This window comes from Mycobacterium sp. PTI7, from assembly GCF_056679845.1.
This window is the reverse complement of the sequence record NZ_CM155252.1, coordinates 4,088,822-4,115,120: the sequence shown is the minus strand read 5'-3', so window position 1 is coordinate 4,115,120 and position 26,299 is coordinate 4,088,822. Positions and strand designations below refer to the sequence as shown.

The following is a 26,299-nucleotide window of genomic DNA, read 5'->3' as shown; positions in this document are numbered from 1 at the left end:
ATGATGGGGCCAAACTACACCGTCACGCTGCAGGAACCCTGCGTAGCGCGACGAGGTGGACGACGATTCCGACGACCGGCCCGCACAGCAGCGCGACGATGGTCCGATCCTCCAGACTCAGCGGCAGCAGGAGCAGCAGCGCCGACGCGAGCGTCGCGCCGATCCACCCCGCGGCGTAGGCCCGGTGCAGCGCGGCCGCGACGGTGGCGGCGCCCGTGACGGTGAGCAACGCGATCGAGATGGCGGCGGCGGTAAACCAGGCGAGCAGCCCGCCGCCGGCCTGATACTCGGGGCCGAAGGCGAACCGAAGCAGCCACGGTCCGGCCAGTCCCGCGACGAGCACCGCCAGAACTCCCAACCCGCACACGACGATCACCGGCGTGACCAGCGGCCGCAGGCCGCCCCATCCCCCGGGTCGCTCCGCTCCTGCCCGCCGAACCCCCCGCTGGTCGACGAAGTGCGCGATCAGATTGCCCTGCATGGCGGTCAGCGGCACCAGCAGGGGAGCGCGGGTCAGCGTCACCGCGAGGATCACCACCCCACCGGCCGCGCCCAGATCGGCCGACGTCGCCTTCAACAGCACCGGGAAGCCCATCACGAGGATCGCGCTGGCGCCCGCGGCGGCGATCGAGTGCGACGCCCCGCGCAGGAACGTCCCGACGGTGCCCGGGGTGACCAGACGGGCCGCCTCGCGCGTGGCCGGTGACGCGAGCAGCAGCACCAGCCACGCGATCGATCCGGCGACCGTCGCCCACAGGTAGCCGACCAGACCCCAGCCGACCAGGAACGTCGCCGTCGCCACCAGCACCCGGCCCGCGGCGTCGCCGACGATCAGCGTGCCGTACTGGCTCCACCGGTCCACGCCGGCCAGCACGCCCAGGAGCGTGGCGTGCACGCAGAACCCGGCGATTCCCGCGGCGAGCAAGGCGACGCTGAGCCACCGGGACTCGGCGAAGACGTGCGCCGACCACAGCGGCGCGGTGGCGACCACCGCGACGGCGGCGACGACGCTGACGAGCAGCGCCACCCGCAGCGGGTTGGTGTGTGGGCCAACGGGTTCGATGGGGACGAGTTGCACCTCGCGTACCTCGCGGGTCGACTCCTGCAGCAGGCCGTTGGCGGCACCGGCCAGCAGACCGAACGCGCCCCAGAACACCGCGAACACCGAGAAGCCCGCGGGCTCGAGGTCGCGCGCGGCCAGGTACAGCACGGCGTACCCGCACACCGCGCTGACGATCGTCGCCGTACCGACCCGGATGACGCTGCTCCTGGTGGTGGGGCCCTGCGTCGGGACGGGGGAGACGCCGTCGGTCACAGGTCCGGCAGCTTGGTGGAGTACAGCCACGCCTGCCACAGCGGACGCAGCGAGGACTCGGCGTAATGGGCTGCCAGACCGGTGAAGTCGTCGGTCACGGCGGTGGACTGGCGGTAGCGCGTGGTCCAGTCGCGCAGCAGGTCGAAGAAGTTCTCGTCGCCGATCGTGCGCCGCAGCACGTGCAGCGTGATGGCGCCGCGCTTGTAGACGCGGTCGTCGAACATGTCGCGTGCGCCGGGGTCGGCGAGGACGAGGTCCTGGGGCGACGACGCCAGCCGGTGGTGGTAGTGCCGGGCCCAGTGGTCCGCGCTGCGGCCACCCGACTCCTCCGACCAGAGCCACTCGGCGTAGCAGGCGAAGCCCTCGTGCAGCCAGATGTCGCGCCACCGCCGGACCGTCACCGAGTTGCCGAACCACTGGTGGGCGAGTTCGTGCGCGATCAACCGTTCGGCGGTGCGCTTGCCGTCGCAGTGGTTGGCCCCGAAGATCGAGATGCCCTGTGCCTCAAGGGGGATCTCGAGGTCGTCGTCGGTGACCACCACGGTGTAGCCACTGGCCAGCGGATACGGCCCGAACCGTTTGACGAAGAGCTTCATCATCTGCGGTTGGTGGGCGAAGTCGTGGTCGAAGTGGTGACGCAGCCGGGCCGGCAGCACCGCGGTCATCGGCACGGGCGTCTTGGTCATCCGGTGCGAGTCGTACATGCCGATCTGCAGCGTCACCAGATACGTCGACGTCGGCTCGGCCTGCTCGTAGGTCCACGTCGTCATCGCCGCGCGGGTGCGCTTGGACGTCAACTCGCCGTTGGCGATCGCGCGGTACGGATTGTCGGTGCTGATCGCGATGCGGTAGCTGGCCTTGCTGCTCGGGTGGTCGTCGCAGGGGAACCAGGACGCCGCGCCGTTGGGCTGGCCCGCGACGAGGGCGCCGTTGGTCAGCTCCTCGAAACCGACCGAGCCCCACAGGGATCGGAGCGGACGCGGGTTGCCCGCGTACCGCACGTCGATCTTCAGGGCCGCGCCCGCCGGCAGCGCGGCGGCCAGCGTCACGTGCAGCTTGTCGTGCGAGGTGCGGAACGACTCCGGCCGCCTGCCGTTCACCGACACCTTCGACACCGACAGCGCGTGCGACAGGTCGAGGCTGAACGTCTTGAGCGACGCCAGGGTGGCCGCGGTGATCGTGGCGCTGCCGGACAGGCGATTCGAATTGACCTTGTACTCGAGGTCCAGCTCGTAGCGTGACACCCGGTAGCCGAAGTTCCCGTTCCCCGGGATGTAGGGGTCGATGACGGGAGGTGTCCCCTTTGCGTTCTTGTGGTGGCGCATCACGCCGCCTTCTTCGACTTCGCCGCACCGCGCTTCTTGCGCACCGGATTCCACGGTGCGATCGGGTTGCCCTGCCACCGCGTCGACGCGGGCACCTCGTCGCCGCGCATCACCAGCGAGGCCGGGCCCACGGTCCCGCCCGCACCGATGCGTGCGGCGGGCAGCGCGACGCAGTGCGGGCCGAGCGTGCCGCCGTCCTCGACCACCACGGTGTCCATCCGCATGATGCGGTCGTGGAAGAGGTGGGTCTGCACCACGCATCCGCGGTTGACGGTGGCACCCTCGCCGAGCGTCACCAGGTCGGCCTCGGGCAGCCAGTACGTCTCGCACCACACGCCGCGGCCGATCTTGGCGCCCAGGGCGCGCAGCCACAGGTTCATCACCGGCGTCCCGCTCGCGGCACGCGCGAACCACGGCGCGGCAACGGATTCGACGAACGTGTCGGACACCTCGTTGCGCCAGACGAACGACGACCACAGGGGGTGCTCGATCGCATCGATCCGGCCGACCCACGCCCACTTGGCCACCACGGCGATGGCGCCCGCCACCGCGCCCGCGACCATCAGGACCAGCCCGCCGGCGAGCACGGCCCAGCCGTAGCCCACGTCGGCCAGGGACTGCAGCGCGGCCAGCACGGCGATGCCGATGCCGAACGTGACGATCAGCGGGATCACCCGGCACGTCTCGACCAGCCCGCGCAGCACCTTCAGCCGCGGCGACGGGTCGAACGTGCGAAGCGCGTCGGCGGCGGTGGGCTGGCGCCGCAACCGAATCGGCGGACTGCCGAGCCACGACGAGCCGGCCTTGGCCTTGTGCGGCGTGGCACTGAGCACCGCCACCAGGCCGTCGTCGGGGACGCGCCGGCCCGGCTGGGTGATGCCGGAGTTGCCGAGGAAGGCGCGCTTGCCGACGGTGGCCTTGGCCACGTGGATCCACCCGCCGCCCAGTTCGTAGGAGGCGACCATGGTGTCGTCGGCCAGGAACGCGCCGTCCTCGACGACGGTGAACTTCGGCGTCAGCAGCGCCGTCGAGATCTCGGTGTTCTTGCCGACCGTCGCGCCGAGCAGTCGCAGCCACGCCGGCGTCAGCAGGCTGGCGTAGATGGGGAACAGGTAGTTGCGTGCGGCGTCCATCAGCCGCTCGGTGGCCCAGAGCTGCCAGCCGACGCGGCTGCGCACGGGGTGGTAGCCCTCGCGCAGCCCGAGCGACAGCAGGCGCACGCCGGCCACGGTCGCGGCGGCGTAGACCATGACGGCTGCGAGGGTGGCGACCGGCGTCCACGCCAGCGCGGGCAGGATCGCGTCGCCCAGCGAGGTGGTGTCCCCGATGCCCCAGCCGATCACGGCGAGTCCGGCGGCCAGCGCGACCAGCGGGATGCCGCCGAGCAGCACGGAGGTCAGGCCGTACATCGCCACCCAGATCGGTGCGCGCCGCGGGCGCTCGTCGGGCCACGGGTGGCGGGCCTTGCCGGACTTCATCGCCGGCGAACCCTTCCAGTACTGCTTGGCCTTCACCTTGCCCACGACGCCCGAGCCCGGGGCGACGTCGGCGTTCTTGCCGATGACGGCGCCCGGGAACAGCGTGGTCCGCGCGCCGATGGTGGCGTCGTTGCCCACCTCGATACGGCCGACGTGCAGCAGGTCGCCGTCGATCCAGTGCCCGGTCAGGTCCACCTCCGGCTCGATCGAGCACCGGTGGCCGAGGGTGAGCATGCCGGTGACGGGCGGTGCCGAGTGCAGGTCGACGCCCTTGCCGACCCGGTTGCCCAGTGCGCGGGCGTAGTACACCAGCCACGGCGCACCGGCCTGGTTCTCGGCGCCGCTGGCCTCGCCCAGACGTTCGGCGAGCCAGATCCGCAGATGCACGGAGCCGCCGCGGCGGTAGGTGCCGGGTTCGAGTGCGCCGACGAGGATCCGCGCGCCGATCACGGCGATGCCCATCCGGCCGGGCGGGGTGACGAACAGCAGGAAGCCCGCGACCACCCACCACCAGCTGACGGGCACCGCCCACGACAGCAGGCCGAACGTCGCGGCGACGTTGTTGAGCAGCGCCAGCCACACCACCCACTGCACGCCGGTCAGCGTCGACAGCGGCAGGGACGCCGCCACCTGCATCACCTGCGTCAGGCGCGGCACGGGCGTCACCGTCCGCGTGACGACCTCGGCGGGCGGGTCGAGTTCGTCGAGGTACCCGGCGAGCGAGCCGAGCCGGGGATGGTCGTAGAGGTCGGCGACCGTCACCTCCGGGTAGCGCGCCCGCAGCGCCGCGACCAGTTGAGCGGCGGACAGCGAGCCGCCGCCCAGGGCGAAGAAGTCGGCCTCCGGACCGTCGATGGGCGCGGCGAGCACGTCGCGCCACAGCCCGGCGAGCCAGCCCGTGGTGCCGGCGAGGTCCGGATCGTCGGCGGCGGTGTCGCCCTCGATCGGCCAGGGCAGCGCGTTGCGGTCGACCTTGCCGGACGTGCGGGTGGGCAGTTCGTCGACGAGCACCAGACGGGGGACCAGGGCGGCTGGCAGCGACTCGGCCAGTGCGAGACGTGCCGCGCCGACGTCGAAGGCGGGGTCGGCGCTCGCGACGTAACCGACGAGCAGCGGGGTGCCGCTCGCGGTGCGGCGCACGGCGGCCGCGCCGCCGCTGACACCGGGCAGATTCATCAGCGCCGAGTCGACCTCGCCGAGTTCGATGCGGCGGCCGCCCACCTTGACCTGGTCGTCGGCGCGGCCCTGGAAGTACAGACCGTCGGACTCCAGCCGGACGAGGTCGCCGCTGCGGTAGGCCCGCGGCCACCCGAGCGTCGGCATCGGCGCGTACTTCTCGGCGTCCTTCTCGGGGTCGAGGTAGCGCGCCAGCCCGACGCCGCCGATCACCAGTTCGCCGACCTCGCCGAGCGCCACCGGGGTCCCGCTCGCGTCGACCACCGCGAGGTCCCAGCCGGGCAGCGGCAGCCCGATGCTGACGGGCCCCTTGCCGTCCAGCGGCGCCGCGCACGCCACGACCGTGGCTTCGGTGGGGCCGTAGGTGTTCCACACCTCGCGGCCGTCGACCGCGAGGCGCTCGCCGAGTTCGGGCGGACACGCCTCGCCGCCGAAGATCAGCAGCCGCACGGCCTCGAGCGCCTCGGCGGGCCACAGCGCGGCCAGCGTCGGCACCGTCGACACCACGGTGATGTCCCGCGACACGAGCCACGGCCCGAGGTCCATGCCGCTGCGCACCAGCGACCGGGGCGCAGGCACCAGGCAGGCGCCGTGCCGCCAGGCCAGCCACATCTCCTCGCACGACGCGTCGAACGCGACCGACAGGCCGGCCAGCACGCGGTCGCCGGGGCCCAGCGGATTGTCCTGGAGGAAGACCCGGGCCTCGGCGTCGACGAACGCCGCCGCGTTGCGGTGGGTGACGGCCACGCCCTTCGGCGTGCCGGTGGAGCCCGACGTGAAGATGATCCAGGCGTCGTCGCGGGCCATCGGCCGGCCCGCCCGCCATCCGCGGGAGGAGCCGTGCCCGCGGACCAGTCCCTGATCGGTGATGACGCCGACCACGCCCGCCTCGCCGAACACCAGGGCGGCGCGCTCGTCGGGATCGTCGGCGTCGACCGGCACGTAGGCGGCGCCCGCGGCCAGCGTGGAGAGGATCGCCACGTACAGCGCGTAGCTGCCCGACGGCATCCGGATGCCGATGCGGTCGCCGCGGCCGATCCCGCGGCTCGCGAGCCACTCGACGCTCTCCTCGATGTCGGCGACCAGCTCGGCGTAGGTGAGCTGCACGTCGCCGTCGTCGAGCGCGGGCGCGTCGGGGTGGAGTTCCGCGGTCGAGTACAGGACGTCGATCAGCGTGCGGGGCTCCGGCGCGTCGTCGGACAGCAGGTACTGGGCGGGGATCGCGGACACCAATTCGCCGGCCCGTTCGCCGAGGTACTCGTCGTGGCCGTCCACCGCAGAAGTGCCCTCGCCGTTCGCGTCCGCTGTCACGCGTACAAACTACTCAGGGACCGCGGCGTACCCGTCGGCGCCGCACGGTGGCGTGACCACCTCGTGGCCGAGCCGATCGATACCCCTGGATTCTCGCTGATCGCAATTGTGGCGTGGTCGGTCCGGCGTGATTAGCGTCGCGGCGGTGCGCCTCTTCGTGGCAGATCAGACAAGTGACGACGTCGCCGGACTCAGCGAGCTGACGGCGGGTGGTGGCCCGGTGGTGCGGTTGGCCGCGCCCGACCTGCAGCGCGCCAAGCGGCGGACGGACCGGATCCACGCCGACGGGGACGACGTGGCCGTCATCCTCGACGTCGCGGTCTCCGTGCCGGGCGACTTCCGGGTCGGCGCGTCCACCGAGACCGTGCACTACGCGGGGACCGTCGCCGGACTCACCGGACTGATCGCCGACATCGACTCGGCGGGCGTCGCCGATGGCGTCGCCCTGATCCCGAGCACCGCCGTCGACGGCGAGGACCTGCGCCGACTCGGCCGCGACGTGCTGCGTCTCCTCGCCGACAGGGACCGCAAGAGCGCCTGACCAAGCGATTCAATCGTTGAATCAGTCGAGGCCAAATTGGTCTTGGACATGAATCGATGAGGGCCTTAGCGTTGCCTGTGTGACCGCAACCATCGCCGAAACCACAGACCTCACCGGGCAGATGCTCATCGCCGGCGCGCTCGTCACCGGAACCGGGGACGAGATCCGCGGCTTCGATCCCACGGCGGGCACCGAACTCGACCCCGGCTACCGCTACGGCGACGACTCGCACGTCGACGCCGCCTGCGCCGCCGCCGCGGAGGCGTTCGGCCCCTACCGTGCCACCACCTCCGAGCAGCGCGCCCGCTTCCTGGAAGCCATCGCCGCCAACCTCGAGGCCATCTCCGCCCCGCTCATCGCCCGCGCGGTCGCCGAGAGCGGACTGCCCCAGCCCCGCATCACCGGCGAGGTCGGCCGCACCACCGGTCAGCTCCGTTTGTTCGCCGCCGTCCTGCGCGAGGGCAGCTGGACCGGCGCCCGCATCGACCCCGCGCTGCCCGACCGCACCCCGCTGCCCCGTCCCGACATCCGCCAGCGCTCCGTGCCGCTGGGCCCCGTCGCCGTGTTCGGCGCGAGCAACTTCCCGCTGGCGTTCTCGGTCGCCGGTGGCGACACCGCCTCCGCGCTCGCCGCCGGTTGCCCCGTGGTGGTCAAGGCCCACGACGCCCACCCCGGTACCTCCGAGCTGGTGGCCCGTGCGATCGCCGACGCCGTCGCGGCCGAGGGCATGCCCGCCGGAACCTTCTCGCTGCTGTTCGGCACCGGCCCCGGGCTCGGCACCGCGCTGGTCACCGATCCGCGGATCAAGGCCGTCGGCTTCACCGGATCGCGTTCCGGCGGAACCGCCCTCGTCGCGGCCGCCGCCGCCCGGCCCGAGCCGATCCCGGTGTACGCCGAGATGAGTTCGATCAACCCGGTGTTCCTGCTCGACGGGGCGCTCGCCTCGCACGGTGCCGACCTGGGCCGCGCGTTCGTCGGCTCCCTGACGATGGGGTCGGGGCAGTTCTGCACCAACCCCGGACTGGTCATCGCCGTCGACGGTCCCGGACTCGACGCGTTCGTCGCCGCGGCCCGAGAGGCACTCGAGCAGTCCGCCGCCACCCCGATGCTGACCCCGAACATCGCCGAGCGCTACGCCGAGGGCGTCGAATCCCTCGGTGCCGAGGCCGAACTCGTCGTCCGCGGCGCGGCGGGCGATACGCCCGGCACCTGCCAGGCCGCGCTGTTCACCACCGACGCGGCCGGCTTCGGCCGGTCCGAGGTGCTGCAGGCCGAGGTGTTCGGCGCGTCGAGCCTCATCGTGCGCTGCTCCGATGCCGACGAGATGGCCACCGTCGCCGCCGGCCTCGAGGGCCAGCTCACCGCGACGGTGCACGCCGACGAGGGCGACCACGACGGCGCGGCCACGCTGCTGCCGACGCTCGAGACCAAGGCGGGCCGATTACTGTTCAACGGCTGGCCCACCGGTGTCGAGGTCGGGTACGCCCAGGTGCACGGCGGACCGTTCCCCGCCACGTCCGACTCGCGGACCACGTCGGTGGGCGCACGTGCCATCGAGCGGTTCCTGCGGCCCGTCGCCTACCAGGACGTGCCGAAGGCGTTGCTGCCCAGCGCCATCGCCGACGGCAACCCGGACGCGCTGTGGCGCCGGGTCGACGGCCAGCTCACCAAGGACTGACCAACCCCCACCCGCCCGCACCGACCGCACCCCCGAACAACCAAGGAGTATCGCCATGCCCTCGTCCACGCTGGATGGAGTCCTCTTCTTCCCCGTCACGCCCTTCACCGAGACCGGTGAGGTGGACCTGACGCGGCTCGCCGAGCACATCGCCAAGGGCGTCGACGCGGGCCCCGGTGGCGTGTTCATCGCCTGCGGCACAGGCGAATTCCACGCGCTCGAGACCGGCGAGTTCGCCGGCGTCGTGCGCACCGCGGTCGAGGTGGCGGCCGGTCGCGTACCCGTCTACGCCGGTGCGGGCGGCTCGATCGCCCAGGCGAAGATCTTCGCCAAGGCCGCAGCCCAGGCCGGCGCCGACGGTCTGCTGCTGCTGCCGCCCTACCTGGTGACCATGCCCCAGCAGGGCCTGATCGACTACACCCGCCAGGTGGCCGGCGCGACCGACCTGCCGCTGATCGTCTACAACCGCTCCAACGCCCGCTACACCGAGGCGTCGGCCGTCGAGGTCGCCCACATCCCCAACGTGGTCGGCTTCAAGGACGGCACCGGCGACGTCGACCTGGTGGCCCGCATCGTGCGCGCCGTCACCGACTCACTCGCCGACAGCGGCAAGCCCTTCCAATTCTTCAACGGCCTGCCCACCGCCGAGGTGGCGCAGCAGGCGTACCGCGCGATCGGCGTGACGCTGTACTCGTCGGCCACCTTCGCGTTCGCACCGGAACTGGCGCTGGCCTTCTACGAGGCGCTCGAGCGCAACGACGAGCCCCAGATCGCGGCGCTGCTGCGCAACTTCTTCCACCCGCTGGTCCGCCTGCGCGACACCGTGCCCGGCTACGCCGTCTCGCTGATCAAGGCAGGCGTCACGATGGAGGGCGTGCCCGCGGGCCCGGTTCGCGCGCCGCTCGTCATGCCGTCCGAGGAGGACGCCCAGAAGCTGCGCGAGATCATCGCGGCGGGCCGCGCCGTGATCGCCGAGGAACTCGCGGCAGTTCGATAGTGGCCGCGCCGATCCGGATCACCGGCGCGCGGATCACCCCGGTCGCGTTCGCCGACCCGCCGCTGCTCAACACCGTCGGGGTGCACCAGCCCTACGCGTTGCGCGCCATCGTCCAACTCGACACCGACGCCGGCCTGGTGGGCCTCGGCGAGACCTACGCCGACACCCGCCACCTGGCCCGGCTCCGGGCCGCCGCCGACGCGATCACGGGGCTGGACGTGTTCGCGCTCAACGCGATCCGCGCGACGATCGCCGATCGCCTCGCGGGCGACGACGCGGCGGTGGGCACAGCGGGCATGATCACCACGGCCAGCGCGGTCGACCAGGTGCTGTCGCCGTTCGAGGTGGCCTGCCTGGACGTCCAGGGCCACGCGACCGGGCGGCCGGTGTCCGATCTGCTCGGCGGCAGGGTGCGCGACGCCGTGCCGTTCAGCGCCTACCTGTTCTACAAGTGGGCCGCCCACCCCGGCCGGGAACCCGACTCCTGGGGGGAGGCGCTCGATCCCGAGGGCATCGTCGCCCAGGCCGCCCGGATGATCGACGAGTACGGCTTCACCGCCATCAAGTTGAAGGGCGGCGTCTTCCCGCCCGACGAGGAGATGAAGGCGATCGAGGCGCTCCGGCGGGCGTTCCCGAACCATCCGCTGCGCCTGGACCCCAACGCCGCGTGGACGCCCCAGACGTCGGTCAAGGTGGCGGCGGGTCTCGCCGGCATCCTCGAGTACCTGGAGGACCCGACTCCCGGTATCGAGGGCATGGCGGAGGTCGCCGCGCAGTCGCCGATGCCGTTGGCCACCAACATGTGCGTGGTCGCGTTCGACCAGCTCGCGCCCGCCGTCGCCGCGCGCTCCGTCGGCGTCGTGCTGTCCGATCACCACTACTGGGGCGGCCTGCACCGCTCCCGCCTCCTGGCCGGCATCTGCGACACGTTCGGCCTCGGCCTGTCGATGCACTCCAACTCGCACCTCGGCATCAGCCTGGCCGCGATGGTGCACCTCGCCGGCGCCACGCCGAACCTCACCTATGCGTGTGACACGCACTGGCCGTGGAAGACCGAGGACGTCGTGAAGCCCGGCGTGCTGTCGATCCGCGACGGAGCCGTCGCCGTGCCGACGACGCCGGGTCTCGGGGTCGAGATCGACGACGACGCGCTCGCGGCGCTGCACGAGCAGTACGTGACGTGCGGCATCCGCGACCGCGACGACACCGGGTACATGCGGAGCATCGAGCCGACGTTCGAGGCCGCCAGTCCCAGGTGGTGAGGGGCTAGTTCGCGGTCCGACATGCGAAGTCGCCCCACGTGCACGATCCTTGGCAGATGACGGCGTCGACTAGTGCAGCTTCGGGACGGCGGACGCATCCCGTCGACGAGGTCCTGCCCGTGCCCAAGCTGGCGCTGTACGGATTTCAGCACGTGGTCGCGTTCTACGCGGGCGCCGTGCTGGTGCCGATCATCATCGCCGGTGCGATCGACCTGCCGCCCGAGCAGCTCGTCCAGCTGATCACCGCAGACCTCTTCACCTGCGGGATCGCCTCGATCATCCAGGCCGTGGGGTTCTGGAAGGTCGGGGTGCGGCTGCCGCTGCTGCAGGGCGTCACGTTCGCGGGCGTCTCACCGATCATCGCGATCGGCCTCGCCCACGGGGGTGGCGCGGCCAGCCTGCTGTACGTCTACGGCGCGGTGATCGTCGCCGGCATCTTCACGTTCCTGATCGCGCCGATCTTCGTGAAGCTGCTGCGGTTCTTCCCGCCGGTCGTCACCGGCACGCTGATCACGATCATCGGACTGTGCCTGGTGCCCGTCGGCGCGCTCGACGCGGTGACGAATCCGGTGACGCACGAACCGGATCCGACCAACATCCGCTGGTTCCTCTACGCGCTGGGCACCATCGCCATCATCGTCGGGATCCAGCGGATCTTCCGCGGGTTCATGGCGACGATCGCCGTCCTGCTCGGCCTGGTGATCGGCTGCGTCGTCGCATACGCGCTGGGCGACATGAACTTCGACCGGGTCGGCGAGGCATCGGCATTCGGCTTCACGCCGCCGTTCGTCTTCGGCATGCCCAAGTTCGACTTCGTGGCGTGCCTGACCATGATCATCGTGCTGCTCATCACCGCCGTCGAGTCGACCGGATCGACGATCGCCACCGGCGAGATCGTCGGCAAGCGCGTCAAGGCCTCCGACATCGGCAACGTGCTGCGCGCCGACGGCCTCGCCACCACCATCGGCGGCATCTTCAACTCGTTCCCCTACACCGCGTTCTCCGAGAACGTCGGGCTGGTGCGCCTCACCGGCGTCAAGAGCCGCTGGGTGGTGGCCGCCGCCGGCGCCATCATGATCGTGCTGGGCTTCCTGCCGAAGGTCGCCGCCATCGTCGCCTCGATCCCCAACCCCGTGCTGGGCGGCGCCGCGCTGACGCTGTTCGCGACGGTCGCCGTCGTCGGCATCCAGACCCTCGGCAAGGTCGACTTCACCGACCACCGCAACCTGATCATCGTCACCACCAGCTTCGCGCTGGCGCTCTGGGTGACCTCCTACCCCGAGATCGCCACGGCGATGCCCCCCGGTCTGGACCTGATCTTCGGCAGCGGCATCAGCATCGGCGCGGTCACCGCGATCCTGCTCAACGTCGTGTTCTTCCACACCGGATCGCGCGGTCCGCGGGTGGCCGGTGGCGGCTCGATCACGCTCGACGAGGTCAACTCCATGACCGAGGGTCGCTTCACCGAGGTGTTCGGGCACGTGGTGCAGGACGTGCCGTGGGCCGTCGAACGCGCCTACGCGCAGCGGCCGTTCGCCACCACCCGCGACCTGCGGGAGGCCTTCCAGGACGCCGTGCTGACGGGATCCTCCGAGCAGCAGCTCGAACTCCTCAACGCCTTCCACGATCTGGGCGCCGAGGACGAGACCGGCACCGCGCTGGCCGTCGACCACGTCGCGCTGTCCAACCTCGACGACAGCGACCATGATGACGTGGTGCAACTCGCCGCCGCGTACCGCGAACACTTCGGCTTCCCGCTGGTGATCTGCGCCCGGGAGACCGAACACTTCGACCGCGTGCTGCGCAACGGCTGGTCGCGGATGGACAACTCGCCCGCGGCCGAGCGCGCGTTCGCCCTGATCGAGGTGGAGAAGATCGCGAACTACCGCTTCGGCGACCTGGTGGCCGACGCCAATCCCATTGCCGCTGCCCGCTTCAGCCGACTCAACGAACTCCAGTAGATGGGGCTCGACGCCTTCAACGGCGCCAGCGAGCGCCAGCGCATGCACCTGCTGTTCGAGGTGTGCTCGTCGACGATCTGGGCCCGGCGGGTACTCGCCGGCGGTCCGTTCCGCGACGCCGACGGGCTGTACGACCGCGCCGACCGGGTGCTCGCCGAACTGCCCGACGCCGAGATCGACGCCGCACTCGACGGCCACCCCCGCATCGGCGACCGCGCCGACAACGCCTCCTCGGCCCGCGAACAGGCGGGCATGGCATCGGCCGACGACGCGGTCCGCACCGAGATGGCCGCCGCCAACGTCCGCTACGAGGAGAAGTTCGGCTACGTGTACCTGGTGTGCGCCAGCGGCCGCAGCGCCGACGAACTGCTCGCGATCCTGCTGGAGCGGCTCGAGAACGACCCCGAGACCGAACGACGGGTCATGCGTAGTGAACTGGCGAAGATCAACCGCCTGAGACTGATGCGGCTGCTGTCGAAGGAGACACCATGAGCCACCTGAGCACCCACGTCCTCGACGCGGTCACGGGCCGCCCCGCCGACGGCGTGCCGGTGACGCTCACCGACGCGGCGGGCACCGAACTGGCCACCGCGCACACCGACGCCGACGGCCGGGTGGCCGGCCTCCACGACGTCGCGACCACCGGCGTCTACCGGTTGCGGTTCGACACCGCAGCCCATTTCGCCGCGACCGGGGTCACCGGCTTCTACCCCGAGGTGGTCATCGCGTTCGAGGTCACCGACGTCGACGCGAAGTACCACGTACCGCTGCTGCTGTCGCCGTACGCGTACTCGACCTACCGAGGGAGCTGACGCATGTCCGAGATCATCCTGGGGAAGAACCAGTACGGCAAGGCCGAGAACCGCGTGGTGCGGATCTACCGCGACGACCCGCGGCACGAGATCCGCGACGTCAACGTCTCGACGTGTCTGCGCGGCGACTTCAGCGCCGCTCACCTCGCCGGTGACCAGTCCGCCGTGCTGCCCACCGACACGCAGAAGCAGACCGCCTACGCGTACGCGAAGGAGAAGGGCCTGCACGCGATCGAGGACTACGGCCTCGCCCTCGCCCGGCACTTCGTCGGCGACGTCGAGCCCGTCGAGGCCGCGCGCATCGAGATCGAGGAGTACGCCTGGCAGCGCGCCGTCGTCGATGGCCGCGAACACGACCACACCTGGATCCGCTCGGGCCAGGAGGTGCGCACCGCCGCGGTGACGGTGGACGGGACCGGCGAGTGGGTCGTCGGCGGGCTGAAGGATCTGACCATCCTCAAGTCGACCGGCTCCGAGTTCTCCGGATTCCTGAGCGACGAGTACACGACGCTCGAACCCACCCACGACCGGGTGATGGCGACGTCGCTGGTGGCGCAGTGGCGGTTCACCTCCACCGAGGTCGACTGGAACGCCGTGTACGAGGGCGTGAAGGCGTTGCTGGTGGAGCGGTTCGCCGTCGTGCACTCCCTGGCGCTGCAGCAGACCCTCTACGAGATGGGGGCCGCCGTCCTGACGGCGTACGCCGAGATCGCCGAGGTGCGGCTGTCCGCGCCCAACAAGCATCACTTCCTCTACGACCTCAGCCCGTTCGGCCTGGACAACGCGGGTGAGGTCTACAACGCCGACGATCGGCCCTACGGTCTGATCCAGGCCACCGTCACCCGCGACGACGCCCCACCTCCGGGGCCCGCATTCGACCTGCAGCAGGGCTGGCTCGGTTAGCCTCGGTCCCATGGACCTCCACACCGTCGAGGCGCTGCGCAGCCCGACGACCCGTGCCGAGCTGTGGCCGCTCGGCGACGGGGACGCCATCCTGTCCGGTGGCACCTGGCTGTTCTCCGAACCGCAGCCCGGGCTGCGGCGCCTGATCGACGTGACCGCGCTGGGATGGTCGCCGATCACGCTGTCCGACAACGGGATCGAACTGGCTGCGACCTGCACGGTGGCGGAGGTCTCGGCCCTCTCCGCCACGCTGGCCGCCAGCCACCCGCACTGGACGGCGGCGCCGCTGCTCCAGCAGTGCTGCACCGCCCTGCTGGCCTCGCCGAAGATCTGGCGGACCGCGACCGTCGGCGGCAACGTCTGCCTGTCCTTCCCCGCGGGATCGATGATCTCGCTGCTGGCGGCGCTCGACGGAACGGTCACCGTGTGGCGGGCCGACGGCACCGAGTACGTGCTGCCGGTCACCGAGTTCGTCACCGGGTCGTCGGCCAACGTGCTCGCCGTCGGCGACGTACTGCGGTCGGTGCACCTGCCCGCGGCCGCGCTCACCGCCCGCACCTCGTTCCGCAAGCTGGCACCGTCGCCGCTGGGCCGCTCCGGCATCGTCGTGATCGGCAGGCGCGACGTCGACGGCTCCGTCGTGCTCACCGTCACCGCCGCCACCGTCCGGCCGCACGTCCTCCGCCGGTCGGCGCCGCTCACGTCGGCGGATCTCGCGGCCTGGCACGCGGACATCGCCGACGACCAGTGGACGATCGACGCCCACGGCGACCCGGACTGGCGCCGCGCCGTCACGCTGGTGCTGGCCGAGCAGATCCGGGCCGAACTCTCGTGAAGGTCACCGTCAACGGTGCCGAGCTGCACCGGGATCCGGCGCCGGGTCAGTGCCTGCGCACCTACCTGCGCGAGGCTGGCCACTTCGAGGTCAAGAAGGGCTGCGACGCCGGCGACTGCGGGGCCTGCTCGGTGCTCGTCGACTCCGACGCCGTGCACTCCTGCGTCTTCCCGGCCTTCCGCGCCGACGGCCACGCCGTCACCACCGTCGCCGGCCTCGGGACGCCCGACGACCTGCACCCCGTGCAGCGCCGGTTCGTGGAGGCCGCCGGCTTCCAGTGCGGCTTCTGCACGGCGGGCATGGTCACGACGGCGTCGACGTTCGACGAGGACGACCTCGCCGACCTGCCGCAGCAGCTCAAGGGAAACCTGTGCCGCTGCACCGGATATCGCACGATCGTCGACGCCATCGAGGGTCGGGTGAACACCGAGAAGTCCGACGGCGCCGCCGCCGGTCGGTCGGTCGGCGCACCCGCGGGCGTGCGCGTGGTCACCGGCACCGAGCAGTACACGATGGACTTCGCACCAACCGGACTGCTGCACATGGCGGTGCTGTCGAGCCCGATCGCCCACGCCCGCATCGTCTCGATCGACGTCAGCCGCGCCGAGGCCATCCCCGGCGTCCGCCTGGTGCTGACCCATGCCGACAGCCCACCGCTGCGGTTCTCCACCGCCCGCCACCACAGTCGCACAGACGATCCCGACGACACGTCGATGCTCGACGACGTCGTCCGCTTCGTCGGCCAGCGGGTCGCCGCCGTAGTGGCCGACAGCGTCGCCGTCGCCGAACTCGCCTGTCGCTCGATCGAGGTCGTGTACCTCGAGCTGCCCGCCGTGTTCGATCCCGAGCAGGCCACCGCGCCCGGCGCGCCCGCGGTGCACGGCGACAAGACCGCCGACGCCCGCATCGCCGACGCGTCGCGCAACGTGCTCGCCGAACTGCACGGCGGCGTCGGCGATCTCGACGTCGGCATCGCACGGGCCGAGGCCGCGGGCGGCGCGGTGGTGCGCGAGACGTACCACACCCAGCGCGTGCAGCACGTCCACCTGGAGACCCACGGGTGCACCGGCTGGCGCGACGACGACGGACGGCTGGTGATCCGCACCAGCTCGCAGGTGCCGTTCCTGATCCGCGACGAACTCTGCTACCTCTTCGGCCTCGCGCCCGACGAGGTCCGCGTCGTCACCAAGCGGGTGGGCGGCGGGTTCGGCGCCAAGCAGGAGATGCTCACCGAGGACCTGGTCGCGCTCGCGGTGCTGCGGCTGGGGGAGCCGGTGCGCTACGAGTTCAGCCGCAGCGACCAGTTCACCGCCGCACCGTGCCGCCACCCGTTCCGGGTGACGGTGACCGCCGCAGCCGATCCCGACGGCACGCTGACGGCGCTCGGCATCGACGTGCTCGTCGACGCGGGCGCGTACGGCAACCACAGCCCCGGGGTGATGTTCCACGGCTGCGGCGAGTCGATGGCGGTGTACCGCGTCGCCAACAAGCGGGTCGACGCGGCGGCGGTCTACACCAACAACCTGCCGTCCGGCGCCTTCCGCGGCTACGGCCTCGGTCAGGTGATGTTCGGCGTGGAGTCCGCGCTCGACGAGCTGGCGGCACGGCTGGACATCGACCCGTTCGACCTGCGGCGCCGCAACGTCGTGGTGCCGGGCGACGACTTCGTCGACTCACACGTGCTCGACGACGACCTGACGTTCGGCAGCTACGGCCTCGACCAGTGCCTCGACCTCGCGCAGTCGTCGCTGCGGCGCGGCAACGGGGTCGGCGCACCGGAGGGCTGGGCCGTGGGCGAGGGCATGGCGATCGCGATGATCGCGACCATCCCGCCGCGCGGACACGTCGCCGACGCGTCGATCACCGTCGACGCCGCCGGCACCTACCTGCTGTCGGTCGGCACCGCCGAGTTCGGCAACGGCACCACCACCGTGCACGCGCAGCTGGTCACCAGCGCGCTCGACACGGTGGTCGACAACGTCGTGATCCGGCAGTCCGACACCGACGCGACCGGCTACGACACCGGCGCGTTCGGCTCCGCGGGAACCGTCGTCGCCGGGATCGCCGTACAGGCCGCGTGCCGTGCGCTGCGCACCCGCATCCTGGCCGCCGCCGCGGCTCTGTCCGGCGTGTCCGCCGACGGCTGCGTCCTCGGACCCAACGGCGTGCAGTGCGGCGCGACGTTCGTCGGATTCGCCGACCTGCCCTCCGGTCTGATCGGCCACGGCAGGCACGAGGGCACGCCCCGGTCGGTGGCGTTCAACGTGCAGGCCTTCCGGGTGGCCGTCGACGTCGAGACCGGCGTGGTGCGGATCCTGCAGTCGGTGCAGGCCGCCGACGCGGGCGTGGTGCTCAACCCGCAGCAGTGTCGCGGGCAGGTCGAGGGCGGCGTCGCCCAGGGCATCGGCTCGTCGCTGTACGAGGAGATGACCGTCGACGCGTCCGGTGCGGTGACCAACCGCGCGCTGCGCGAGTACCACGTGCCGCAGCTCGCCGACGTGCCCGTCACCGAGGTGTACTTCGCCGACACCTACGACGAACTCGGCCCGCTCGGTGCCAAGTCGATGAGCGAGTCGCCCTACAACCCGGTGGCCCCGGCGCTGGCCAACGCCATCGCGCGGGCCTGCGGGGCCCGGGTGCGCAGAATGCCGATGACGCCGGCGCGGGTGTGGCGGACCCTTACACTGATGCCCGAGGTGCGGGCGCAGGCCCCGAGCGATACCGGGAGTGCATAGGAGTACGCGGTGTTTTCCCTGGCGCGACTGTCCTGCTTCATCGCCGTCGCCGAGGAACTGCACTTCGGCCGTGCCGCCGAGCGGCTGCACATGACGCAGCCCCCGCTGAGCAGGCAGATCCAGCAGCTCGAGGCCGAACTCGGCGTGCAGCTGATCGACCGCACCACCCGGACGGTCACGCTGACCCCGGCGGGCGCGGCCTTCCTGCCCGACGCCCGACGCATCCTGCAGCTGGCCGAGGGTGCGGCGCAGACCGTGAAGCGCGTTCCCGCAGGCGATCTCGGCACCGTCGTCATCGGGTTCACCGCCGCGTCCGCGCACGCCGTGCTGCCCCCGCTCCTCGAGGCCAGCCGCGCGCAGCTGCCCGACGTCAAGCTCGACCTGCGCGAGATGGTGACCGCGGCGCAGATCGAGGGTCTCGTCACCGGCGAGATCGACCTGGGGATGGCCCGGCCGCCGCTCAAGCGGCCGGGGCTGGTGTCGCGGCCGCTGCTGCACGAGCAGCTCATCGCGGCGCTGCCCGTCGACCACCCGCTGACCACGCTGGGCAGGCAGCTCACGCTCAACGACCTCGACGGCCAGGACGTGATCATGTACTCGCCCGTCCAGGCGCGCTACTTCAACGATCTGCTGATCAGCACGTTCACCATCGCCGGCGCGACGCCCCGCTACGTGCAGACCGTCACGCAGGTGCACACCATGCTGGTGCTCGTCCGCTCCGGCATCGGCATCGCGCTGGTGCCCGCGTCGGCGGCGACGCTGCACCCCGAGGGCGTCGCGTTCCGGTCGATCGGCGCCTTCCGCGAGCGGCCCGTCGAGTTGGACGCGGTGTGGCGCAGCGACAGCACCAACCCCGCGCTGCTGCGCCTGCTGCGCGACGTGCTCCCGCAGCGCGAGTGGACCACCGACGACCTGGTCGACGAGTTCGTCGGCAACTAGCCCCTACCCGCGAACTGGAGAGTCACGTCGCCGGCGGGCCGGATTCACGACGTGACTCTCCAGTTCGGTGCAAAGAGACTCAGACGCGGACCGCGGGCTGCAGCACCGGGGTGACCAGCCGGCCGGTGGCGAGGAACTCGTCGAGGTTGCGCAGCGTCAACGCCTCCATGGCGGCGCGCGTCTGCACGGTTCCGCTGCCGACGTGCGGCAGCAGCACCACGTTGTCCATGTGCGTCAGCTCGGCGGGCACGTTGGGCTCGTCGGCGAACACGTCGAGCCCGGCGCCGGCGAGGCGCCCGGATGCCAGCCGCTCCACCAGGGCCTGCTCGTCGACGACGCTGCCGCGCGCGATGTTGATCAGGTAGCCCTCCGCGCCGAGGGCGTCGAGCACGTCGGCGTCAACGAGCCGGCTGGTCCCGCTGCCGCCGGCCGCGGCAATCACCAGGACGTCGACGCCGGTGGCCAGCTCGACGGGCGAGCCGACGTAGGTGAACTCGGACCCGTCCACCCGGTTGCGGTTGTGGTAGGAGATGGTGCAGCCGAATGCGCTGAGCCGCTTGGCGATTGCGCCGCCGATCCGGCCGAGGCCGATGATGCCGACGCGCGTGTTGCTGACCTGGCGGGTGAGCGGGTAGTTGCCCTCGACCGGCCAGCTGCCGGCCCGCAGGTAGCGGTCGGCGGCGCTGAACCGGCGCATCACGTCGATCATCAGCCCGACGGCGGTGTCCGCGACACAGTCGGTGAGGACGTCGGGGGTGTTGCTGACCCCGACGCCGCGCTGCTCGGCGGCCGCCACGTCGGTGGTGTCGTAGCCGACGCCGAAGTTCACGACGGCGCCGAGGTTCGGCAGGGCGGCCATCAGGTCGGCGTCGACGCCGGTGCGTCCTGACGTCACGACGGCGGTGACGTCCGCGCCGGACCGGTCGAGGAACTCGGTGCGCGCCGCGGCGTCGTCGGGCAGCTCCAGGGCGTCGTAGTCGGTGCGCAGGATCTGGGCCAGCGACGGCTTCAGCGGACCCACCTGAAGGACTCGGTGGTCGGAACGGTGGCCTGCACCGGGTGTCGTGGGCACGGCTGTCTCCTCGTGATGGGTCGAAATGCCTCGCATGCTCTCCATGGACCGTAGAGAGGCGCGGGAATACCTGTCCAACTCGGAATTAGCATGGCTTGATACCGAACCGGCATAACTAGCCGTTTGGGGACCGCTGGCGAGTATCGGACCAGTGTGACGGGGGTCGTATCCGCACGTCAGAGTGCCTGTGATCACCCTCGCGGGCACCGCCAGCAAGCCTGCGAGGCGCCGAATAGGGCCATTTGACGCGGTTGACGGTGGTTCCGAGGCGCTCCTACGGTGTGTCTACCGTCACAGACGTCATCCACATACGTGGACGCTCACGCCGACACACGGAGGAACACATGGCCGCATCCGGTCAGCACCGGCGCATCCGCCGCGCGGCGACCGCCGTAGTGGCCACGGCCGGGGCCTGCCTCGTCGCCGCCGGCTGCACCGTCGCCAACTCCGGCCAGGGCGGGTACGACCCGAACACCCTGCGCATCGTCCTGTCCCAGGAGCCGCCGACGCTCGAGCCGTGTGAGGGGTCGCTGACCTCGACCGGCATCGTCACTCGCTCCAACATCACCGAACCCCTCGTGGAGCGCGACTCCACCACCGGCGAACTGCTGCCGCTGCTCGCCACCGAGTGGAGGCAGACCGCGCCCACCGAGTGGACGTTCACGCTCCGCGACGGCGTCGCCTTCTCCGACGGCGCACCGTTCACCTCCGAGGACGCCGCGTTCTCGATCGACCGCGCGGTGAACTCGGACCTGAACTGCAACGTCGACGGCTACGTCTTCGGCGACGAGAAGCTGAGCCTCCGGACACCCGACGCCAACACCGTCGTCGTCGGCACCACCGAGCCGGATCCCATTCTGCCGCTGCGCATCTCGTTCGTCGAGATCGTGCCCCGCACCACCAGCGCCACCGAGAAGGTGCGCGAACCCATCGGCACCGGCCCCTACGCGATCCAGGACTGGCAGTACGGCCAGAAGCTCATCCTGGCGCGCAACGCGACCTACTGGGGCAAGCCGCCGGCCTTCGCCAAGGCCGAGTACAAGTGGCGCAGCGAGGGCAGCGTCCGCGCCGCGATGATCACCAACGACGAGGTCGACATCGCCACCGGGCTCGGACCCGAGGACGGCGCAGGCGATCTCGGCGTCCCGTTCCAGAACAACGAGACCACCGCACTCCGGATCACCGGCAACGAGGCGCCGCTGAACGACATGCGCATCCGGCAGGCCATCAACTACTCGGTCAACCGCACCGGCATCGTCAAGGCGCTGTTCCGCGGCCTCGGCGAGCCGGCCGCACAGCTCATCCCCGAGGGCGTGATCGGCTACAACGACCAACTCGAACTGTGGCCGCACGACCCCGAGAAGGCCCGCCAGCTCGTCGACGAGGCCCGCGCCGACGGCGTCCCGGTGGACCGGCAGATCCGGCTGATCGGCCGCAACAGCCAGTTCCCCGGCGTCACCGAGACCGTCGAGGTGATCCAGAGCGAACTCGCCAACGCCGGTCTGAACGTCAAGATCGAGATGATGGACACCGCCGCTCAGCTCGAGTACCAGCTCCAACCGTTCCCCGCCAACGCCGGACCGTTCCTCGCGCTGATCCAGCACGGCAACCAGGCCGGTGACGCCGCCTTCACCGTCGACCAGTACATGCGCTCCGACGGCGCCCAGAGTGCCTTCGGCACACCGGCATTCGACGAGCAGATCGCCGCGGCCGGCAGGCTCACCGGCGAGCAACGCCAGCAGGCCTACGCGCAGATCTTCGCCGACGAGCCGCAGAAGATCATGCAGTTCGCCTACATCGCCCACATGCGCGGCATTCTCGGCAAGTCGGCCCGGGTGGACTACACGCCCAACCCCGCCACCGGCGACGAGATGCTGCTGGCAGCGATGACGCCCTCCTCGTCCGACCGCACCGACCAGTCCTGACACCTCCGTCGTCTCGAGAAGGGCCCACCGCAGATGTTCTCCTTCGTCCGGCGCCGGATGTACTCCAGCGCACTGCCGTTGATCATCGTGCTCCTCGGAGTGTTCCTGCTCGCCAGGCTCACCGGGGATCCCACGAACCTGTACCTACCGGAGTCCGCGACACCCGACCAGCGCGCGGAGTTCGCCGCCGCCAACGGATTCAACGATCCGCTGATCACGCAGCTGATCGACTACTTCAAGGGCGTCGTCCACCTCGACTTCGGAACCTCGCTGCGCACCGGCCAGTCCGCGTCGGAGATGGCGCTGCGCGCCTTCCCGGCGACACTGCAGCTCGCAGTCACCACGATGCTGCTCGCCATGGTCGGCGCCGTCGTGATCGGCTGCTGGGCGGCCTACCGGCCCAACTCGCTGGCCGACCGCTTCTCCAGCCTGCTGTCGATGACGGCGGCGAGCATCCCCGACTTCTGGTTCGCCATCACCGGCGTCTGGCTGTTCGCGGTCCTGATGGGCTGGCTGCCCACCTCCGGCACCGACGCCGGCGTGCTCTCCTGGGTGCTGCCCATCGCGACGCTGATGATCCGGCCGCTCGGCGTCCTCACCCAGGTGGTGCGCGGCGCGATGGTGTCCGCGCTGTCGGCGCCCTACGTACGGCTCGCACGGAGCAAGGGCGCGAGCGACTTCCGCGTCGTCACCCACCACGCGCTGCGCAATGCCGCGGCGCCAGCACTGACCGTCGCCGGCGACCTGGCCGTCGGCCTGATCAACGGTGCGGTCGTGGTCGAGGCCATCTTCGGCTGGCCCGGCATCGGCAAGCTGATGATCGACGCGATCCTGCAGCGGGACTTCGCTGTCCTGCAGGCCGCCGTCCTGCTCACCGCCGTCAGCATCTTCATCCTCAACATCGCCATCGACGCCTGCTACGCGCTGCTCGACGCACGCGTGCGGGAACCGGCCAAGGTCTAAGGAGCGACCATGAGCACTCACATCGACCTGGTCCCGGTCAAGCCCACGACGCCCATCGTCGGCGAGGCCGAGCGCGGCGGGGCACGCAAGTCCGCAGGCGCCGTGTGGTTCCGGCTGCTGGTCAACGACCGGGTGGCCGCCGCAGCCGCGGTGGTCCTCGGACTGGTGTTCCTCACCGCCGCGTTCGGACCGATGCTGATGGGCAACCTCGCCACCACCATCGACCTCGACAACTCGAACCAGGCGCCGTTCACGCTGGCCAACGGCTGGGCCGGCGTGCTCGGCACCGACCCGCTGGGCCGCAGCATGTTCGCCCGGCTCGTCGTCGCCTGTCAGACCACGCTCTCGGTCGCCATTCCCGCCGTGCTGATCTCGGCGATCATCGGGTCGATCGTCGGCATGTGGGCCGGCTTCTACCGTGGCTGGCGCGAGACGCTGGCCATGCGCATCGCCGACGTCATCATGAGCTTCCCGTCGCTGCTGCTCGCGGTCGTCGTGCTCTACGTCTTCTCGCCGAGCGCCGCCAACATCGTTCTCGTCCTGGCGGTCACCCGCATCCCGGTGTACCTGCGTACCGCACGCGCCGAGTCGGCCGAGCTGTCGACGCGGGTATTCGTCGACGCCGCACGGACCTTCGGCGCCAGCGGACGGTCGATCATCATGCGCCACGTGCTGCCGATCGTCCTCCCGACACTGCTCACCGTCGCCACGCTCGACTTCTGCTACGTGATGCTGGCGGAGAGTTCACTGAGCTTTCTCGGCATCGGCATCCAGCCACCCGACGTCAGCTGGGGCCTGATGGTGGCGCAGGGCCGCACCTACCTGCACACCGCCTGGTGGCTGTCGTTCTTCCCCGGCCTCGCCATCGTCATCACGACGGTGTCCGCCACGATCCTCGCGGCGTGGGCCCGCATCGCCACCGACCCGGCGCAGCGCTGGCGCCTCACCGTCCCGCAGAAGCGCCTGTCCCGCTTCGCCAAGACCGGAAAGGCCCTGTGAAGATGACCGCCGTTGCCGAGCACCCGCGATCCGAACGAGTCGACGCCGATCCCGCACTTCGGGTGGCGGGCCTCACCGTCGACATCCGCACCATCACCGGCACCGTCCGCGCCGTCGACCACGTCTCGTTCTCCGCGCACCGCGGGGAGACGCTGGCGCTGCTCGGCGAGTCGGGCTGCGGCAAGTCGATGACGGCCACCGCGCTCGTCGGCCTGCTCGAACCCGTCGCCGAGGTCACCGACGGCACCGCGTACCTCACCGGACACGACGAGACCGCAGACCTGCTGGCCGCCGATCGCAAGACGCGCAGGAAGATGGCGGGCACCGAACTCGCCATCGTGTTCCAGGACGCGCTGACGGCGCTCAACCCGCTGTACACCGTGGGAACCCAACTCGCCGAGCCGTTCCGCATCCACCACGGCATGAAGGCCAAGGAGGCCAAGGCCAAGGCCGTCGAACTGATGACGCGCGTGGGCATCCCGCAGCCCGAGGAGCGGCTGAACAGCTACCCGCACCAGTTTTCCGGGGGCATGCGCCAGCGCCTGCTGATCGCGATGGCCGTCGCGCTGAACCCGCGGGTGCTGATCGCCGACGAGCCCACCACCGCACTCGACGTCACCGTGCAGGCGCAGATCATGGCGCTGCTGAAGAGCCTGCGCTCCGAGTTCGACATGGCGGTCGTGCTGATCACCCACGACCTCGCGCTCGTCGCCGAGGAAGCCGACAAGGTGGCCGTGATGTACGCGGGCACCGTCGTCGAGACCGGCCCCGTCGCGCAGGTGTTCGCCGACCCGAAGCACCCGTACACCAAGGGGCTGCTGGACTCGGTCCCCGTCAACGCCGAGCGCGGCGCGCACCTCAAGTCCATCGGCGGCTCCCCACCGGACCTGCACTCGGTGCCCACGGGCTGCGTCTACCAGGCGCGGTGCCCGTTGGCCGCCGAGATCTGCGTGACGACGCGGCCTCAGCTGCAGTCGGTCGGCGCCACGCGGCAGTCGGCGTGCCACTTCCCCAAGGAGGTCTGAGAATGTCCGATCCCACCCAGCAGGCAGACCAGCTGCTCACCGTGCGCGACCTGGAGAAGCACTTCCGGGTGCCCGGTGGACGCAAGGGGCACGGGGGCGGCAAGAACGTGCTGCGCGCGCTCGACGGCATCAACCTCGACCTGGCCCGCGGCGAGACACTCGGACTCGTCGGCGAATCCGGTTGCGGCAAGTCCACTCTGGCCCGGACGCTGATGATGCTCGAGCGTCCCGACGCCGGCACCGTGACGTTCGACGGCATCGACCCGTTCGGCCTCCGCGGCAAGGACCTGCTCGAGTTCCGCCGCCGCGTGCAGATGGTCTTCCAGGATCCGTACGCCTCGCTGAACTCCCGCATGTCGGCCGGCGACCTCATCGCCGAGCCGTGGCGCACGCACCGCACGCTGCACGCGTCGAAGTCCGACCGCGACAACCGCGTTCGCGAACTGCTCGACCTCGTCGGCCTCGGCGCCAAGGCCGTCGACAAGTATCCCCAGGAGTTCTCCGGCGGTCAGCGGCAGCGCATCGGCATCGCCCGCGCACTCGCCCTGAACCCCGACGTCATCATATGTGACGAGCCGGTGTCCGCGCTCGACCTGTCGGTGCAGGCGCAGGTGCTCAACCTGCTCAACGACCTGCAGCAGCAGCTCGGGATCAGCTACGTGTTCATCTCCCACGACCTCTCGGTGGTGCGGCACGTCGCCGACCGCGTGGCCGTGATGTACCTGGGCCGCATCGTCGAATCCGGGCCCACGGAGGCGGTGTTCGAGCGGCCCGAGCACCCGTACACCGCGGCGCTGACGTCCGCCGCGCCCAAGCTGGACGCCGCCAGCCGCGGCGATCGCATCCTGCTCAAGGGCGAGGTGCCCTCGCCGATGAACCCGCCGTCGGGCTGCCGGTTCCGGACCCGCTGCTGGAAGGCGACCGACGTGTGCGCCCAGGAGCGGCCGCCGCTGTCGCTGGACCTGGCGGCCGCCGGACACGTGGGGGAGTGTCACCACCCGCTGTCCGAGGACCGGGCCGCCCTGTCCCACACCGCGTGAGCACCGA

At 71.0% G+C, this 26,299-nt stretch carries 20 protein-coding genes; 16 read left to right on the top strand and 4 right to left on the bottom strand.

What is annotated here, in order from left to right:
• Window positions 1-22: 22 nt before the first annotated feature.
• Genes AC1MEY_RS19800 through AC1MEY_RS19790 form a run of 3 tightly spaced genes read right to left on the bottom strand, consistent with a single transcriptional unit; the run spans window position 23 to window position 6,524 of the window.
• A complete protein-coding gene (locus tag AC1MEY_RS19800) occupies window positions 23-1,345 on the bottom strand; it encodes a hypothetical protein (RefSeq protein ID WP_480227118.1) in 1,323 nt (440 codons plus the stop codon).
• The gene (locus AC1MEY_RS19795; RefSeq protein ID WP_480231576.1) at window positions 1,312-2,640 is read right to left on the bottom strand and encodes a M1 family metallopeptidase; all 1,329 of its coding nucleotides are present in this window, start codon (window positions 2,638-2,640) and stop codon (window positions 1,312-1,314) included. Before AC1MEY_RS19795 ends, AC1MEY_RS19800 begins: the two co-directional genes overlap by 34 nt.
• Window positions 2,640-6,524, bottom strand: a complete 3,885-nt coding sequence (locus AC1MEY_RS19790; RefSeq protein ID WP_480231575.1) for a Pls/PosA family non-ribosomal peptide synthetase — start codon at window positions 6,522-6,524, stop codon at window positions 2,640-2,642. Before AC1MEY_RS19790 ends, AC1MEY_RS19795 begins: the two co-directional genes overlap by 1 nt.
• 226 nt (window positions 6,525-6,750) lie before the next feature.
• On the opposite strand from AC1MEY_RS19790, the gene AC1MEY_RS19785 reads away from it, so the two are divergent.
• From AC1MEY_RS19785 to AC1MEY_RS19735, 11 genes are all read left to right on the top strand, one after another.
• Window positions 6,751-7,146, top strand: a complete 396-nt coding sequence (locus tag AC1MEY_RS19785; RefSeq protein ID WP_480227117.1) for a hypothetical protein — start codon at window positions 6,751-6,753, stop codon at window positions 7,144-7,146.
• 79 nt (window positions 7,147-7,225) lie between these two features.
• A complete protein-coding gene (locus tag AC1MEY_RS19780) occupies window positions 7,226-8,824 on the top strand; it encodes an aldehyde dehydrogenase (NADP(+)) (RefSeq protein WP_480227116.1) in 1,599 nt (532 codons plus the stop codon).
• 55 nt (window positions 8,825-8,879) lie between these two features.
• Complete coding sequence (locus AC1MEY_RS19775) at window positions 8,880-9,821, top strand: 5-dehydro-4-deoxyglucarate dehydratase (protein ID WP_480227115.1); 942 nt, start codon at window positions 8,880-8,882, stop codon at window positions 9,819-9,821.
• On the top strand, window positions 9,818-11,083 hold the full coding sequence (locus AC1MEY_RS19770; protein ID WP_480231574.1) for a glucarate dehydratase family protein: 1,266 nt from the start codon (window positions 9,818-9,820) through the stop codon (window positions 11,081-11,083). The genes AC1MEY_RS19775 and AC1MEY_RS19770 overlap by 4 nt, the downstream gene beginning before the upstream one ends.
• 56 nt (window positions 11,084-11,139) lie before the next feature.
• Complete coding sequence (locus tag AC1MEY_RS19765; RefSeq protein WP_480227114.1) at window positions 11,140-13,044, top strand: solute carrier family 23 protein; 1,905 nt, start codon at window positions 11,140-11,142, stop codon at window positions 13,042-13,044.
• A gap of 42 nt (window positions 13,045-13,086) precedes the next feature.
• A complete protein-coding gene (gene uraD, locus AC1MEY_RS19760) occupies window positions 13,087-13,536 on the top strand; it encodes a 2-oxo-4-hydroxy-4-carboxy-5-ureidoimidazoline decarboxylase (protein WP_480231573.1) in 450 nt (149 codons plus the stop codon).
• Window positions 13,533-13,856 carry a hydroxyisourate hydrolase gene (gene uraH / locus AC1MEY_RS19755; RefSeq protein WP_480227113.1) on the top strand — a complete coding sequence of 108 codons (324 nt, stop codon included), beginning with the start codon at window positions 13,533-13,535 and terminating at the stop codon, window positions 13,854-13,856. The genes uraD and uraH overlap by 4 nt, the downstream gene beginning before the upstream one ends.
• Window positions 13,857-13,859: 3 nt before the next feature.
• Complete coding sequence (pucL, locus tag AC1MEY_RS19750; protein ID WP_480227112.1) at window positions 13,860-14,759, top strand: factor-independent urate hydroxylase; 900 nt, start codon at window positions 13,860-13,862, stop codon at window positions 14,757-14,759.
• Between the two features lie 10 nt (window positions 14,760-14,769).
• On the top strand, window positions 14,770-15,594 hold the full coding sequence (locus AC1MEY_RS19745; RefSeq protein ID WP_480227111.1) for an FAD binding domain-containing protein: 825 nt from the start codon (window positions 14,770-14,772) through the stop codon (window positions 15,592-15,594).
• Window positions 15,591-18,329, top strand: coding sequence for a molybdopterin-dependent oxidoreductase (locus tag AC1MEY_RS19740; RefSeq protein WP_480227110.1), 2,739 nt, complete (start codon window positions 15,591-15,593; stop codon window positions 18,327-18,329). The genes AC1MEY_RS19745 and AC1MEY_RS19740 overlap by 4 nt, the downstream gene beginning before the upstream one ends.
• 9 nt (window positions 18,330-18,338) lie before the next feature.
• Window positions 18,339-19,268 (top strand): LysR family transcriptional regulator, encoded by a 930-nt coding sequence (locus AC1MEY_RS19735; RefSeq protein WP_480227109.1) that lies wholly within the window; start codon window positions 18,339-18,341, stop codon window positions 19,266-19,268.
• 79 nt (window positions 19,269-19,347) lie between these two features.
• Here the strand turns inward: AC1MEY_RS19735 and AC1MEY_RS19730 are convergent, their stop codons facing one another.
• Window positions 19,348-20,376 (bottom strand): 2-hydroxyacid dehydrogenase, encoded by a 1,029-nt coding sequence (locus AC1MEY_RS19730; protein ID WP_480227108.1) that lies wholly within the window; start codon window positions 20,374-20,376, stop codon window positions 19,348-19,350.
• 308 nt (window positions 20,377-20,684) lie between these two features.
• On the opposite strand from AC1MEY_RS19730, the gene AC1MEY_RS19725 reads away from it, so the two are divergent.
• The 5 genes from AC1MEY_RS19725 to AC1MEY_RS19705 are packed head-to-tail and all read left to right on the top strand — an operon-like array spanning window position 20,685 to window position 26,292.
• On the top strand, window positions 20,685-22,265 hold the full coding sequence (locus AC1MEY_RS19725) for an ABC transporter substrate-binding protein (protein ID WP_480227107.1): 1,581 nt from the start codon (window positions 20,685-20,687) through the stop codon (window positions 22,263-22,265).
• Window positions 22,266-22,298: 33 nt separating this feature from the next.
• On the top strand, window positions 22,299-23,228 hold the full coding sequence (locus AC1MEY_RS19720; protein WP_480227106.1) for an ABC transporter permease: 930 nt from the start codon (window positions 22,299-22,301) through the stop codon (window positions 23,226-23,228).
• Between the two features lie 9 nt (window positions 23,229-23,237).
• A complete protein-coding gene (locus tag AC1MEY_RS19715; protein ID WP_480227105.1) occupies window positions 23,238-24,227 on the top strand; it encodes an ABC transporter permease in 990 nt (329 codons plus the stop codon).
• A gap of 2 nt (window positions 24,228-24,229) precedes the next feature.
• A complete protein-coding gene (locus AC1MEY_RS19710; RefSeq protein ID WP_480227104.1) occupies window positions 24,230-25,252 on the top strand; it encodes an ABC transporter ATP-binding protein in 1,023 nt (340 codons plus the stop codon).
• A gap of 2 nt (window positions 25,253-25,254) precedes the next feature.
• Complete coding sequence (locus tag AC1MEY_RS19705; RefSeq protein WP_480227103.1) at window positions 25,255-26,292, top strand: ABC transporter ATP-binding protein; 1,038 nt, start codon at window positions 25,255-25,257, stop codon at window positions 26,290-26,292.
• Window positions 26,293-26,299: the final 7 nt, after the last annotated feature.